This window comes from Streptomyces sp. NPDC048171, from assembly GCF_043202655.1.
Taxonomy (GTDB): domain Bacteria; phylum Actinomycetota; class Actinomycetes; order Streptomycetales; family Streptomycetaceae; genus Streptomyces.
Genome location: NZ_JBIDAU010000006.1, coordinates 463,956 through 478,148, shown reverse-complemented (window position 1 = coordinate 478,148; position 14,193 = coordinate 463,956). Strand labels below are relative to the sequence as shown.

The 14,193-nt window shown below is 71.8% G+C and carries 15 protein-coding genes; 12 read left to right on the top strand and 3 right to left on the bottom strand.

Annotated features, from left to right (window positions below; translation table 11 throughout):
- The first annotated feature begins 84 nt into the window (after positions 1-84).
- From argH to ACGF3J_RS19640, 4 genes are all read left to right on the top strand, one after another.
- The gene (gene argH, locus ACGF3J_RS19655; RefSeq protein ID WP_161331739.1) at positions 85-1,512 is read left to right on the top strand and encodes an argininosuccinate lyase; all 1,428 of its coding nucleotides are present in this window, start codon (positions 85-87) and stop codon (positions 1,510-1,512) included.
- 101 nt (positions 1,513-1,613) lie between these two features.
- Positions 1,614-2,585 (top strand): aldo/keto reductase, encoded by a 972-nt coding sequence (locus ACGF3J_RS19650; RefSeq protein WP_161331742.1) that lies wholly within the window; start codon positions 1,614-1,616, stop codon positions 2,583-2,585.
- An 89-nt stretch (positions 2,586-2,674) separates the two neighbouring features.
- On the top strand, positions 2,675-3,226 hold the full coding sequence (locus tag ACGF3J_RS19645) for a TetR/AcrR family transcriptional regulator (RefSeq protein WP_185832564.1): 552 nt from the start codon (positions 2,675-2,677) through the stop codon (positions 3,224-3,226).
- Complete coding sequence (locus ACGF3J_RS19640) at positions 3,223-4,755, top strand: MFS transporter (protein WP_161331747.1); 1,533 nt, start codon at positions 3,223-3,225, stop codon at positions 4,753-4,755. Before ACGF3J_RS19645 ends, ACGF3J_RS19640 begins: the two co-directional genes overlap by 4 nt.
- 497 nt (positions 4,756-5,252) lie before the next feature.
- On the opposite strand, the gene ACGF3J_RS19635 is transcribed toward ACGF3J_RS19640, so the two are convergent.
- The gene (locus ACGF3J_RS19635; RefSeq protein WP_161330596.1) at positions 5,253-5,924 is read right to left on the bottom strand and encodes a 1-acyl-sn-glycerol-3-phosphate acyltransferase; all 672 of its coding nucleotides are present in this window, start codon (positions 5,922-5,924) and stop codon (positions 5,253-5,255) included.
- Positions 5,925-6,418: 494 nt separating this feature from the next.
- Here ACGF3J_RS19635 and ACGF3J_RS19630 point away from each other — a divergent pair, with 494 nt between their 5' ends.
- The 3 genes from ACGF3J_RS19630 to ACGF3J_RS19620 all read left to right on the top strand — a co-directional run bounded on the left by ACGF3J_RS19630 (position 6,419) and on the right by ACGF3J_RS19620 (position 8,721).
- Complete coding sequence (locus tag ACGF3J_RS19630; protein ID WP_161330597.1) at positions 6,419-7,594, top strand: glycerophosphodiester phosphodiesterase; 1,176 nt, start codon at positions 6,419-6,421, stop codon at positions 7,592-7,594.
- A 74-nt stretch (positions 7,595-7,668) separates the two neighbouring features.
- On the top strand, positions 7,669-8,166 hold the full coding sequence (locus tag ACGF3J_RS19625) for an RNA polymerase sigma factor (protein WP_393854411.1): 498 nt from the start codon (positions 7,669-7,671) through the stop codon (positions 8,164-8,166).
- A 57-nt stretch (positions 8,167-8,223) separates the two neighbouring features.
- A complete protein-coding gene (locus ACGF3J_RS19620) occupies positions 8,224-8,721 on the top strand; it encodes a GNAT family N-acetyltransferase (protein ID WP_161327558.1) in 498 nt (165 codons plus the stop codon).
- 26 nt (positions 8,722-8,747) lie between these two features.
- On the opposite strand, the gene ACGF3J_RS19615 is transcribed toward ACGF3J_RS19620, so the two are convergent.
- Entirely contained in the window at positions 8,748-9,164 is a 417-nt protein-coding gene (locus ACGF3J_RS19615) for a hypothetical protein (protein ID WP_161327550.1), read from the bottom strand.
- A gap of 1 nt (position 9,165) precedes the next feature.
- Positions 9,166-9,525 carry a hypothetical protein gene (locus ACGF3J_RS19610; protein WP_161327551.1) on the bottom strand — a complete coding sequence of 120 codons (360 nt, stop codon included), beginning with the start codon at positions 9,523-9,525 and terminating at the stop codon, positions 9,166-9,168.
- Between the two features lie 94 nt (positions 9,526-9,619).
- On the opposite strand from ACGF3J_RS19610, the gene ACGF3J_RS19605 reads away from it, so the two are divergent.
- The 5 genes from ACGF3J_RS19605 (at position 9,620) to ACGF3J_RS19585 (ending at position 14,177) form a co-directional block, all read left to right on the top strand.
- On the top strand, positions 9,620-10,270 hold the full coding sequence (locus ACGF3J_RS19605) for an HAD family hydrolase (RefSeq protein ID WP_161327552.1): 651 nt from the start codon (positions 9,620-9,622) through the stop codon (positions 10,268-10,270).
- 437 nt (positions 10,271-10,707) lie between these two features.
- On the top strand, positions 10,708-11,754 hold the full coding sequence (locus ACGF3J_RS19600; RefSeq protein WP_161327553.1) for an ATP-binding cassette domain-containing protein: 1,047 nt from the start codon (positions 10,708-10,710) through the stop codon (positions 11,752-11,754).
- Complete coding sequence (locus ACGF3J_RS19595; RefSeq protein WP_161327554.1) at positions 11,751-12,485, top strand: methionine ABC transporter permease; 735 nt, start codon at positions 11,751-11,753, stop codon at positions 12,483-12,485. The genes ACGF3J_RS19600 and ACGF3J_RS19595 overlap by 4 nt, the downstream gene beginning before the upstream one ends.
- Before the next feature lie 69 nt (positions 12,486-12,554).
- A complete protein-coding gene (locus ACGF3J_RS19590) occupies positions 12,555-13,382 on the top strand; it encodes a MetQ/NlpA family ABC transporter substrate-binding protein (RefSeq protein WP_161327555.1) in 828 nt (275 codons plus the stop codon).
- Between the two features lie 156 nt (positions 13,383-13,538).
- Positions 13,539-14,177: a GNAT family N-acetyltransferase gene (locus tag ACGF3J_RS19585; protein WP_161327556.1), complete on the top strand. Its 639-nt coding sequence runs from the start codon at positions 13,539-13,541 to the stop codon at positions 14,175-14,177.
- Positions 14,178-14,193: the final 16 nt, after the last annotated feature.

The window sequence follows — 14,193 nt, the reverse complement described above, 5'->3', positions numbered from 1 at the left end:
CCCGCCTGCCTGCGAGATTGACGAATCATGCAGGGTTCTGCATACTCATGCATGACAGTGATCGTACGGTGAGGAGCGACCCAAGTGAGCAGCAACAGCGGTGACGTCCGGCTCTGGGGCGGCCGTTTCGCCGACGGTCCCGCCGAGGCCCTGGCGAAGCTGTCCGCGTCCGTGCACTTCGACTGGCGGCTCGCGCCCTACGACATCGCCGGTTCGCGTGCCCACGCGCGCGTGCTGCACAAGGCCGGCCTGCTCACCGAGGACGAGCTGTCCCGGATGACCGACGGCCTCGACCGGCTCGAGGCCGACGTCGCCGACGGCTCCTTCACCGGCACCATCGCCGACGAGGACGTGCACACCGCCCTGGAGCGCGGCCTGCTGGAGCGGCTCGGCGCCGACCTCGGCGGCAAGCTGCGCGCCGGCCGGTCCCGCAACGACCAGGTGGCCACTCTTTTCCGCATGTACCTGCGCGACCACGCCCGGACCGTCGGCGGCCTGATCGCCGACCTCCAGGACGCGCTGATCGGCCTCGCCGAGGCCCACCCTGACGTGGCCATGCCCGGCCGCACCCACCTCCAGCACGCCCAGCCCGTGCTCTTCGCGCACCACGTCCTCGCCCACGTCCAGGCGCTCGGCCGGGACGCGGAGCGGCTGCGCCAGTGGGACGAGCGCACCGCCGTGTCCCCGTACGGGTCGGGTGCGCTGGCGGGCAGCAGCCTCGGGCTTGACCCCGAGGCGGTCGCCCGTGACCTCGGCTTCGAGCACGGCAGCGCCGGCAACTCCATCGACGGCACCGCCTCCCGCGACTTCGTCGCCGAGTTCGCCTTCGTCACTGCGATGATCGGCGTGAACGTCTCGCGGATCGCCGAGGAGATCATCATCTGGAACACGAAGGAGTTCTCCTTCGTGACCCTGCACGACGCCTTCTCCACCGGCTCGTCGATCATGCCGCAGAAGAAGAACCCGGACATCGCCGAGCTGGCCCGCGGCAAGTCCGGCCGCCTCATCGGCAACCTGACCGGCCTGATGGCGACCCTCAAGGCCCTCCCGCTCGCGTACAACCGCGACCTCCAGGAGGACAAGGAGCCGGTCTTCGACTCCATCGACCAGCTGGAGATCCTGCTGCCCGCCTTCACCGGCATGATGGCCACCCTCACCGTGCACCGCGAGCGCATGGAGGAGCTGGCCCCGGCCGGCTTCTCGCTGGCCACCGACATCGCCGAGTGGCTGGTCCGGCAGGGCGTCCCGTTCCGCGTGGCGCACGAGGTGGCCGGCGAGTGCGTGAAGGCCGCCGAGGCCGAGGGCAAGGAACTGGACGAGCTGACCGACGAGCAGTTCGCGAAGATCTCCGCCCACCTCACCCCCGAGGTCCGCTCCGTGCTCGACGTCCCCGGCGCCCTGGCCTCCCGCAACGGCCGGGGCGGCACGGCGCCCGAGGCGGTCGCCGTCCAGCTCGCCGAGGTGAAGGCGGACGTGGCCGGCCAGCACGCGTGGGCGAACGCCAAGAAGTAGCACCCGGTGTACCGGAGGGGCATCGCGGTTACGTTGGTCAGCGAGCTACAGCAGCTACAGCAAGCTCAGCAGCTTCAGCAGCCGACCGAACGGAGCCCGCGATGCCCTTCGCCCGCCTGGCAGCGGCGACCACCCCCACCTGCCACATCGGTCTGGGTCTCGCCGCCGTCGGCCGACCCGGCTACATCAACCTCGGCCGCGACCACGACCTGCCGGCCGACCGTACGGTACAGGCGATGCGCGAGCGGACCCACGTCCTCCTGGACGCCGCCTACGCCCAGGGCGTGCGCTACTTCGACGCGGCCCGCTCCTACGGGCGCTCGGAGGAGTTCCTGGCCGACTGGCTCCGGGAGCGCCCGGAGGCCGACGACGTGATCGTCGGCAGCAAGTGGGGCTACACCTACACCGCCGACTGGTCCACCGAGGCCGAGCGGCACGAGGTCAAGGACCACGGCACGGCGACCTACGAACGCCAGCGCGGCGAGACCGACGCCCTGCTCGGCGACCGGCTCGACCTCTACCAGATCCACTCGCTGACCCCCGACAGTCCGGCCCTCACGGACAAGGAACTGCACGCGAAGCTGGCCGAGGCCGCCGCGGGCGGGGTCACCGTCGGCTTCTCCACCAGCGGCCCCGCCCAGGCCGAGGCGATCCGCGCCGCGCTCGCGGTGACCGTGGACGGCGAACCCCTCTTCCGCACCGTCCAGTCGACGTACAACGCGCTGGAGACCTCCGCCGGACCCGCGCTGGCCGAGGCGCACGAGGCCGGACTCACCGTGATCGTCAAGGAGGGCATGGCCAACGGCCGCCTCGCCGAGCCCCATGCGCCCGGCGCCCTGCGGGCCGTCGCGGAGGAGACTGCCCTGGGCTGCGACGCGGTCGCCCTCGCGCTGATCCTGCGTCAGCCGTGGGCGGGCGTGGTCCTCTCCGGGGCCGCCACCGTGAACCAGCTCGGTTCGAACCTGCACGCCGCCGTCGTCGACTTCGACGAGGACCAGGTGGCACGGCTCGGCGCGCTCGTCGAGGAACCGGGCGCCTACTGGGAGCGGCGCGGGCAGCTGCCCTGGCACTGACCCCCGCAAGCCCGTGACTCACCTCTGAGAGGTGAGTCACGCATGTCCAGTGTGAGACAAGAATGTCTCATGTGGGTTATCGTTGTCTCATGGCCGTTGATCGAGACCAGGTACTGCGCGACGCCGCGTCCCTGCTGACCCGCAAAGCCACCGCAACGATGGACGAGGTGGCGCGGGCGGCCGGGATCAGCCGGGCCACGCTGCACCGGCACTTCGCCGGGCGTGACGCGCTGGTCCGGGCGCTGGAGGCGCTCGGCATCGCCGAGTGCGAAGCCGCCCTGGCGGCGGCCCGCCTCGACGAGGGAGCGGCGGCCGACGCGGTCCGCCGGCTCGTCGGCGAGCTGGAGCCCGCCGCCGGTCTGATCGCCTTCCTCTACACCGAGAACCAGCTGTTCGAGGGCGAGGAGCAGAACAAGGGCTGGGCCCGCGTCGACGCCCGGCTGGCCGCGCTGTTCCGCCGGGGTCAGGAGAGCGGTGAGTTCCGCATCGACCTCACCCCGGCCTGGCTCACCGAGGCGCTCTACGGCCTGATCGGCGCCGGCGCCTGGGCCGTGACCGAGGGCCGCGTGGCCCGCAACGACTTCACCCACATGATCGTCGAGCTGCTGCTCGGCGGCGCACTCCGGAGAGAGGGATCATGACCCGCACCCTGCAGTCGGCACACACGACCGAGGCGGTGAAGCGCCCCGGCCGCTGGCTGGCGCTGTCCGTCCTCGTGCTGGCCGTGCTGCTGGTGGCCGTCGACGCGACCGTGCTCGGTCTCGCGACCCCCTACATCAGTGAGGACCTCGCCCCGTCCGGCACCCAGCTGCTCTGGATCGGCGACGTCTACTCCTTCGTCATCGCCGGTCTGCTCGTCTCCATGGGCAGCCTCGGCGACCGCATCGGCCGCAAGCGGATCCTGCTCGTGGGCGCCACGGCGTTCGGCGCGATATCCGTGCTCAACGCCTACGCGCACACGCCCGAGCTGATGATCCTCGCCCGGGCGCTGCTCGGCGTCGCGGGCGCCACCCTGATGCCCGCCACCCTCGCCCTGATCCGGAACCTCTTCCACGACCCGCGCGAACGCAGCCTCGCCGTCGGCATCTGGGGCGCCACCGCCTCCGCCGGTACGGCGGTCGGCCCGATCGTGGGCGGGTTCCTGCTGGAGCACTTCTGGTGGGGCTCGGTCTTCCTGATCAACCTGCCCGTGATGGCCGTCCTGGTCGTCGTCGGCGCGAAGCTGCTGCCCGAGTCCCGCAACCCCAGCCCCGGCCCGTGGGACCTGCTGAGCGTCACTCTGTCCCTGGTCGGCATGGTCGGTGTCGTGTACGCCGTCAAGGAGGCCGCCGCGCACGGGTTCGCGTGGGCCACGCTCGCCGCCGGCCTGCTGGGCGCCGCCGCCCTCTACGGGTTCGTGCGCCGTCAGCTGACCATGCCCAAGCCGCTGCTCGACATGCGTCTGTTCCGCAGCCGGGGCTTCAGCGGCGCCGTTCTGGCCGACCTGCTGACCATCCTGGGCCTGTCCGGGCTGGTGTTCTTCCTCTCCCAGTACCTGCAACTGGTCCAGGGCAGGCGCCCCTTCGAGGCGGGACTGGCCGAGCTGCCGGCCGCCGTCGGCGCGGTGGTCGCCGGTCTGATCGCCGGCCGCGCGGCCCGTCGCTTCTCGGTCCGTGCCGTGGTCGCGGGCGGGCTCGCCGCCGTCGGCCTCGCGCTCGCCGCGCTGACCGTCATCGGGCAGAACACCGGGTACCCGCTGCTCGGCGCGGCCCTGCTGGTCGTCGGCGTCGGTGCCGGGTTCTCGTTCACCGTGACCGCCGACGTGATCCTCTCCAGCGTGCCCAAGGAACAGGCGGGCGCCGCCTCCGCGGTCTCCGAGACGGCGTACGAACTCGGCGCCGCGCTCGGCATCGCGGTGCTCGGCTCCATCGTGACCGGCGTCTACCGCGACTTCACCGGTCCGGCGGGCACTCCGGCGGCGGCACACGAGTCGTTGGGCGGCGCGGTGGAGGCCGCCGCGGGTCTCCCCGCCGACACGGCCGGGGCGCTCCTGGACTCCGCCCGCCAGGCCTTCGTCGACGGACTGACCCTCGCGGCCGGCGTCGGCGCCGCCGTCCTCCTGGCCGCCGCGGCGGCCTCCTGGTTCCTGCTCCGGGGCCAGCGCCTGGAGGACGGGGTGGAACACCCGTAGCCCCGGCACGGAGACACGAACGGCGAGCCACACCCCAGGGTGTGGCTCGCCGTTCGTGGTGCGCACGTCCACCGTCCGTGGTTCTGCGGGGCCTGCCGTCCGTGGCACGGTTGCCGTCCATGTCGGCCGTCCGCGATTCGGGACCCGCCGCCGTGGGGAGGACGGCTGCCGTCCGCGTCCTGCGGCACCCGCCGCCGTGGCTCGGGCGGGGTCCGGTGCGTGCGGTCGCGCGGCGCGCTGTCCGCGGTTCTTCCGGCCGATCGCACGGTCGGCCGTGCACGGGGCCGCCGTACGCGTCTTGGGCGGCCTGCCTCCGTGCCCGCGCGGCCCGGCCGCCGTGCGGTGCGGGGCTCCGGCCGTGCCCGGTGGATCACGTCACGGACGGGCGATGCGCGACCGGCGCGCGTGCGCCCGGCACGGTAGCGGACGGCGCCCGGATTGCGGTCGGCCAACGCCGCGCACGTCGGCGAGGGGCGGGCCGTCCTCCCGCCGGAGGCTTACGCCGCCTTCGCCTTGCTCGCGTACATGTCCACGTACTCCTGGCCCGACAGCCGCATGACCTCGGTCATCACGGAGTCGGTCACGGCGCGCAGGACGTAGCGGTCGCGGTCCATGCCCTCGTAGCGGGAGAACTCCATCGCCTCGCCGAAGCGGACCGTGACCTTGCCCGGCCGGGGCACCCCCGCGCCGCCCGGCTGGAGCTTGTCGGTGCCGATCATGGCGAACGGGACGACGGGCGCGCCGGTCATCAGCGTCAGCCGCGCGATGCCGGTGCGGCCGCGGTAGAGGCGGCCGTCGGGGGAGCGGGTGCCCTCCGGGTAGATGCCGAAGACCCGGCCCTCGTCCAGCACCCGGCGCCCGGTCATCAGCGCCGCGACACCGCCCCGGCCGCCGTCGCGGTCGACCGGGATCATGCCGACACCGGTGAAGAACCAGGCCATCAGGCGGCCCTTGAAGCCCTTGCCCGTGACGTACTCGTCCTTGCCGATGAAGAAGACCTGCCGGTCGCAGACCAGCGGAAGGATCATCGAGTCGATGAAGGTGAGGTGGTTGCCGGCCAGGATCACCGGTCCGTCGCCCGGGATGTTCTCCACGCCCTCCACCCGTGGGCGGAACATCAGGCGCATGATCGGGCCGAGCACTGCCTTGATGAGCGCGAAGCGGGACAACGGGTCCTCCGGTGTCGGGGATGCGGTATGAGTCTGTGCAGGTGAGGACATTACTCGCGGCCCAGGGGGTCACGCACCTCGGGTCACCCGGGTCTTACGCGGTGTTGACGCGTGTTCACCTGCGGTGCCGTCGTGTTGCGCGGCGGTAACGTCCTCACGCGGTGTGAGGCAGGTCGCGCCCGGAGACCGGTGTGGGTCGCCGGTCCCGGTGTGCCGACCCGGCCCGGATCGAAGCACGGGCGCCGCCCGCACCGTACGAGGCGCGCCGCCGGAGCCGCGCCACCGACCCGTGTGACATCGCGTACCCCCTCAGCCCGCCCTCAAGCCGACGGCCCGTCAGCCATCCGCGCCCACCACCCCCAGGGGCCCGACGCGCCACGCGCGCATCGCGTACGACATCACCCCGCACCCGTGTGTTCCGGCCACGGTCTCCCACTCGTCATGTACGCGCCCCTACGATCGGCCCGCACCGATGTCGACGGCAGGAGGCCCTGATGGGAACGCAGGAGTCGGACGAGCAGGCGGGCGGCACCGGACGGCGCGCGCTCCTCGGAGCGGCGGTGCTCGGCGCGGGCGGAGCCGTACTCGGCCTGTCCGGCACGGCGAGAGCCGCCGGCACCGGGCACGGCGGGGGGCACGGCGGCGGCCTGCGGGGCCTGCCCGTCCCGACCGTCATCGGCCACCGCGGCGCCAGCGGCTACCGCCCCGAGCACACCTTCGGCTCCTACGACCTGGCGCTCGACATGGGTGCCGACATCGTCGAGGCCGGCGACCTGGTCCCCACCAGGGACGGTCACCTCGTCTGCCGCCACGAGCCCGAGATCGGCGGCACCACCGACGTCGCCGACCACCCCGAGTTCGCCGACCGCGAGCGCACCAAGCTGCTCGACGGCGTCTCCACCACCGGCTGGTTCACCGAGGACTTCACCCTCGCCGAGCTGAAGACGCTCCGCGCGACGGAGCGCATCCCGGCCAACCGCCCGCACAACACCCTCTACGACGGCCGCTGGGAGATCCCCACCTTCGAAGAGGTGCTCCGCTGGCAGAACGAGCAGACCCGCAGGCGGGGCAGGCAGGTCTGGATCTACCCCGAACTCAAGCACCCCACCTACTTCCGCAAGCTTGGGCTGGGCACGGAGGAGCGGCTCGCGCGGCTGCTGCGCAAGTACGGCAAGGACCGCAAGGACTCGCCCGTCGTCATCCAGTCCTTCGAACCCACCAGCATCCAGCGGATGAACAGACTCGTCGGCAACCCCCTCGCCGTCCTGCTGTCCGGCGCGAACAGCCGGCCCTGGGACTTCGTCGAGACCGGCGACCCGCGCACCACGGCCGACCTGATCACGCCGAAGGGCCTCAAGGAGATCGCCTCCTACGCGCAGGGCATCGGCCCCACGCTCGACCTGATCATCCCGAAGGACTCCGCGGGCCGGCTCACCGAACCGACGACCCTGGTCCGGGACGCGCACCGCGCGGGCCTGATCCTGCACCCCTACACCATGCGCAACGAGAACCCGTTCCTGCCCGCGGAGTTCCGCAAGGGCGGCGACCCCGACGCCTACGGCGACGCCTTCGGGGCATTCCGCACATACTTCGCCACCGGCATCGACGGCATCTTCACCGACAACCCGGACACGGGCGTGCTGGCCCGCGAGGACTTCGTCAACGACTGAGCGGCCACCCCCGGTTGGGGTGAGCTTCGGCCGTCCGGGCAACCCGCGGCCCGGGCGGCCGCGTCGACGTGCGTATGGCGCACGACCTGGTCACCTCCCTGAGTCCCCTGCTCACCGCCGAGGCCGCGGCCGAGGCGCATGCGTCCGGGGCCGAGCCCGGCGACCTCGAACAGGCGGTCTGGCTGCGCCTGCTGGAACGCCTGGAGGCCGACGGCCCGCCCGCCGACCCGCACCGCTGGCTGCGCCGCGCCGTCCGCACCGAGGCCCGCCGCACCCGCCGGACGACCCGGCGCGAGCGGCCGTACGGCACCGAGCCCGCCGGTGCCGCCGCCGAGCAGGATCCCGAGCAACTCGCCCTCGCCGCCGCCCGGCACCGCGCCCTGCGCGACGCGGTGCGCCGGCTGCCCGGCCGCTGCCCCCGGCTGATGGAGGCGCTGTTGTCGCCGAGAGACCTCACATACCGGGAGATCGCGGGGGAGTTGGGTATCTCACAGGGCAGCCTTGGCCCGGAACGTTCCCGATGTCTGGGATGTCTGCGGCGATTGTTGACGCCGGAGGTTGCGGCCCGCTGAGGACGGGGATAGGAGTGGGGGACCACAGGTGATCAGGTGAGCGGGAGGCATGCGCACATGGGCATGAGCGTGACCATCTCGGCGGCGACCGAAAAGGACGCCGAGCAGATCTTCCGGTTGCAGTACCTCTGCTTCCAGAGCGAGGCTGCGCTGTACAGCAACTACCGCATCGACCCGCTCGTCCAGACCCTCGACTCCGTGCGCGCCGAGGTCGCCTCCGACTGCGTCTACGTGGCGCGGCTCGGCGAGGAGGTCGTGGGCTCGGTGCGCGGCCGGGTGAGCGAGGAGGGCGCCGCCGCCATCGGCAAGCTGTGCGTCCATCCCCGGCTCCAGGGGCACGGCATCGGAGCCCGCCTGCTGCGGGCCGCCGAGGCGGCCCTCGCCGACGAGCGGGGCGCCAAGCGCTTCCGTCTGCACACCGGACACCGCAGCGAGAGCGGCCTGCGGCTGTACCGGCGGGTGGGCTACGAGACGGTGGGCACCGCCCAGGGCGACGACGGCGTCCCCATGATCGTCCTGGAGAAGCCCGCCAAGGCCTACGCCACCACCGCCTGACGCACCGCCGGGACCGTACGGCGTCGTTACGCGGTGCGGGCCCGGCGCAGCCAGTACAGGGCGGACAGCGGCAGCAGCACGGGAATGAAGAGGTAGCCCATCCCGTAGTCGGACCACACGGTCGCGTCGTGGAAGGCGGACGGCTCCACCATCGTCCAGGTGCCGACCGTCAGCACGCCCACCAGCTCGGCGGCGCAGCACACCACCGCCGCCCTGCGGGCCGTCTCGCCGCCGCGTACCAGCGTGTACGTGATGAACCCGTACACGAGACCCGCCAGCGCGGACAGCGTGTAGGGCAGCGGCGCCCGGTCGAACTCGGTCGCGATCTGGTACGCGGAGCGGGACACGGCGCCGACCACCATCACGCCGTACAGCCACACCAGCAGGATCCCGGGCCCGCTGATCAGCCGCGCACCGGCCGGCTTCTCCTCCGTGGTCACCACGTCAGCCTCCCCAGATGTCATACAGCCGCACCTCCAGGACGGCGAGGACGACGCCGCCCGCGGCCACCGTCACCGAGCCCCAGCGGGTGCGCTCGGCCAGCGACATGAACCCCGCCGCCGGGACACAGGCGAAGGCGCCCAGCAGGTACGCCACGAAGATCGTCGTGCCCTGGTCCGGCTCCTCGCCCCGCGCCAGCTGCACGATCCCGACCACGAGCTGGACCAGCGCCAGCAGCGAGACCACGGCCATGCCGATGAAGTGCCAGTCCTTGGTCGGCTGGTCACGGTAGGCCGCCCAGCCGCACCAGGCGGCGAGCAGCAGCGCGGCGACGGCGGTCACCAGCGTCAGGGCGTCGAGCATGGCAGCGAGCCTATTACGGCCCAAAAGGCCCGCCGTCCCCGGCCCCGCCCCCGCACCAGGCACCGACCCGCGGCGGACCCGTAGGGTCGGGGGCATGAAGCTCCACGCACAGGCCCTGCTGTTCGACAACGACGGAACCCTCGTCTCCTCCCTCGAGTCCGTGGGCCGCTGCTGGACGCGGTGGGCCGGCGAGTACGGGATCACCGCGGAGGAGTTCTCGCGGGTCGAGTTGCACGGCCGGACCGCCGCCGAGATAGCCGCCGACCTGCTTCCCGCCCACGCGGTGCCGCAGGCCGTCGCGCGGATCGAGCAGCTGGAGGTCGAGGACGTGCCGAACGGCGGCGTACGACTGCTGCCCGGCACCCGGGACTTCCTCGACGCGCTGCCCGCCGACCGCTGGGCCGTGGTCACCTCCGCGACCCGGCGGCTCGCCGAGGCCCGGCTCGCGGCCGTCGACGTCCTCCCCAAGAACCTCGTCGCCGCCGACGACGTCACCCGCGGCAAGCCCGACCCCGAGCCCTACCTGCTGGGCGCCCGTGTCCTGGGCGTCGACCCGGCCGACTGCGTCGTCTTCGAGGACGCTCCCGCCGGTCTCCGGGCCGGCCGCGCCGCCGGGATGCGGACCGTGGCGTTGGCCACAACCCACCGGCCCGGCGAACTCGAGGCCGACCTGGTGGTCACCGACCTGTCGGCCTTGTCCCCACTGGTCACCGACGCGGGCATCGAGATCGTCGTCAGGGGCTGATCCACCGGGCCCGCGACCACCCACCGTCCACCGCTGTCCACCATGCGGACAGCGGCGTCCGGTCACGAGTACACGTCTGCTTTACTGATCGCATGAGCACGACGAGCGACCGCACCCCTGCGACCGAGGCGACGATGACGCCCGGTGCTCGTTGTATGTGCCGCATCGCTCCTCGCACGTGTCGAATGTGCGCCTTCTAGAGGGCCCCTGCACCACCTGAGCCTCGCGCCCCGAAGCGAGCGCCGCTCATGACCGCCACCGTGCCCCGCGCACGCGGCTGAGCCACGCCCCGCGCACACGTTTCTCCCCGGTCAGCCGGGTCGCACCGCCACCGCGAGAACGTGCCGCGTTCCGAAGGACCCCAAGCCCCCGAAGAACAACGCCCCGTGCCCGGCGCCCACCACCGCGCCGCGCACTCGACAGTGACGGAAACCCACGTGATCACCACATCGGGCCTCACGAAGGTCTATCGCTCACGCGGCCGCGAGGTCACCGCCCTGGACGGCGTCGACCTGCACGTCCGCGAGGGCGAGGTGTACGGCGTCATCGGCCAGTCCGGCGCCGGCAAGTCCTCGCTCATCCGCTGCGTCAACCTCCTGGAGCGGCCCACCGCCGGCACGGTCACCGTCGCCGGCCAGGACCTCACCGCGCTGGCCGGCCGCGGCCCCCGCGCGAGCCGCGAACTGCGGCAGGCGCGCAGCCGTATCGGCATGGTCTTCCAGCACTTCAACCTGCTCTCCGCGCGGACCGTGCGGGACAACGTCGAACTGCCGCTGGAGATCCTCGGCAAGTCCGGGAAGGAACGTTCCCGCAAGGCGCTGGAACTGCTCGACCTCGTCGGCCTCGCCGACAAGGCGGGGGCCTACCCCGCCCAGCTCTCCGGCGGCCAGAAGCAGCGCGTCGGCATCGCCCGCGCCCTGGCCGGCGACCCCAAGGTGCTGCTCTCCGACGAGGCCACCAGCGCCCTCGACCCGGAGACCACCCGCTCCATCCTCGAGCTGCTGCGCGACCTGAACCAGCAGCTCGGTCTGACCGTCCTGCTCATCACCCACGAGATGGACGTCGTCAAGACGATCTGCGACTCCGCCGCCCTCATGGAACACGGCCGCATCGTCGAGTCCGGCACCGTCGGCGAACTCCTCGCCACCCCGGGCTCCGAACTGGCCGCCGCGCTCTTCCCGGTCGGCGGCGACGCCTCCGCGGACGACCGCACCGTCCTCGACATCACCTTCCACGGCGAGGCCGCCACCCAGCCGGTCATCTCCCAGCTCTCCCGCACCTACAACATCGACATATCGATCCTCGGCGCCGCGATCGACACCGTCGGCGGCCTCCAGGTCGGCCGGATGCGCATCGAACTGCCCGGCCGCTACGAGGACAACGTCGTGCCGGTCGGCTTCCTGCGCGAGCAGGGCCTCCAGATCGACGTCGTGAACGCCACGACCGAGGCGCCCTCCGCGCTGGTGAAGGAAGGTGCCAAGTGACCTGGTCCGAGATGCAGCCCCTGCTGGAGCAGGCCTCCTGGGAGACCCTGATCATGGTCGGCTGGTCCACCCTGATCGCCGTCGTCGCCGGACTCCCGCTCGGTGTCCTGCTCGTCCTCAGCGACCGGGGCGGACTCCTCCAGAACGTCGTGGTCAACAAGGTCGTCGGCCAGGTCGTGAACGTGGGCCGCTCGATGCCGTTCATCATCCTGATGGTCGCGCTGATGAGCTTCACCCGCTGGGTCACCGGCACCACCATCGGCAGCGAGGCCGCGATCGTGCCGCTCGCCATCGGCGGCATCCCGTTCTTCGCACGCCTCGTCGAGACCGCCGTGCGCGAGGTCGACGGAGGGCTCGTCGAGGCCGTCCAGTCCATGGGCGGCAACACCTGGACCATCGTCCGCAAGGTCCTGGTCCCCGAGGCGCTCCCGTCCCTGATCGCCAGCACCACCACCACGGTCATCGCGCTCATCGGTTACTCGGCCATGGCCGGCACCGTCGGCGGCGGCGGCCTCGGCGACCTCGCCGTCCGCTACGGCTACCAGCGCTTCGAGACCGGGCTGATGTGGATCACCGTCGCGCTCCTCGCCGTCGTCATCTCCCTCATCCAGTTCGCCGGCGACTACGCGGCCCGCACCCTGCACAGCCGCGGGCGCGGCGGCGCCGCCCCCAGGCTCCGGCTGCTCAAGGCGAAGGAGCCGGCCGCCGCCGACATCGGCAAGGTCGCCTGACCCGCCCCTCCCAAAGACTCCCCGTTGTACCCGTGACGGGGTCGCACCACCTCAGGAAAGGCACTTTTCGTGCGTAACACCGCCAAGATCACCACCGCCGTCCTCGCCACCGGAGCCCTCACCCTCGGCCTCTCCGCCTGCGGCTCGGACAAGGACTCCGCCTCCGACACCTCCGGCCCGCTGGTCGTCGCCGCGACGCCCGTCCCGCACGCCGAGATCCTCAGTTACGTCAAGGACAACCTGGCGCAGAAGGAGGGCCTCGACCTGGAGGTCAAGGAGTTCACCGACTACGTCACGCCGAACACGGCGACGGAGGACGGCTCGGTGGGCGCCAACTACTTCCAGACCGAGCCCTACCTCGCGGACTTCAACAAGAAGAACGGCACGCACCTGAAGTCCGTGGCCTCGGTGCACCTGGAGCCGCTCGGCCTGTACTCCCACAAGGCCGACAAGGCCGGCGACCTGAAGAACGGCGCGACCATCGCCCTGCCCAACGACACCGTCACCGAGGCCCGCGCGCTGCAGCTGCTCGCCTCGGAGGGCCTGATCACCCTCAAGGACGGCGCGGGCAACTCGGCCACCACCGCCGACATCACCAAGAACCCGAAGAACCTCGAGTTCAAGGAGCTGGAGGCGGCCCAGACCCCGCGCTCCCTGAACGACGTCGACGCCGCGGTCATCAACGGCAACTACGCCCTCGAGGCCGACCTCAAGCCGGCCAAGGACGCCCTCGTCCTGGAGTCCGCCAAGGACAACCCGAACGTCAACCTCCTCGTCGTCAAGGAGGGCCAGGAGGACGACCCGCGGGTCAAGAAGCTCGCGAAGCTCCTCACCTCGCCCGAGGTCAAGAAGTACATCGAGGACAACTTCGCCGGGTCCGTGCTCCCCTCCTTCTGATCCGGCCCTGTTCCGATCCCGATCCGAACAGCGCGTCCCGCACCGGGTCCGCTCCGCACGCGCGGAGCGGACCCGGTGGTGCGGTCGGGTGCTTTCATGCTGCATGCTGGGCAGTTCGAGCAGGCCCTGACGGTCACACAGGTTACGGAGCGGCGCATGACGAGCACCTTCCCCAACATCTCCATCAGCACGGAGCGGTTGGTGCTGCGCCCCCTCGACGAGGACGACGTCCCCGCCCTCGCCGCCATGATGAACGACGAGCAGGTCGCCGCCTGGACCCACGTCCCCCAGCCCTTCACCGAGGACGGCGCCCGCACCTGGATCGGCGACCACGCCCCCGCCGAGCGCACCGCCGGCCGCGGCCTCGACCTCGCCGTCACCGAGTTCCTCACCCAGCGGCTGGTCGGCGTGGTCCAGCTGACCAAGACCAACTGGCACGTCCGGTCCACCGAACTGTCGTACATCGTCGCCCCCTGGGCCCGCGGTGAGGGATACGCCTCCGAGGCGGCCCTGGCCACCGCCCAGTGGCTCTTCGGCGACCAGAAGTTCGAACGCGTCGAGCTGCGCACGGCGGCCGACAACACCGCCTCCCAGCAGGTCGCCCAGAAGATCGGCTGCATCAGTGAGGGAGTCCTGCGCAACGCCTGTATAGCGCGGGTCCGCACCGAGGACGGCCTCTGGACGGACGTACGCACCGACTTCATCGTGTGGAGCCTGCTGCCGGAGGACCTGGAGGGCGGGTCCGGGCAGCTCACCGACGACGGCGACTTCACCGCCTTCACGGACTGGAACTGATCCCCCGGGGCCGACG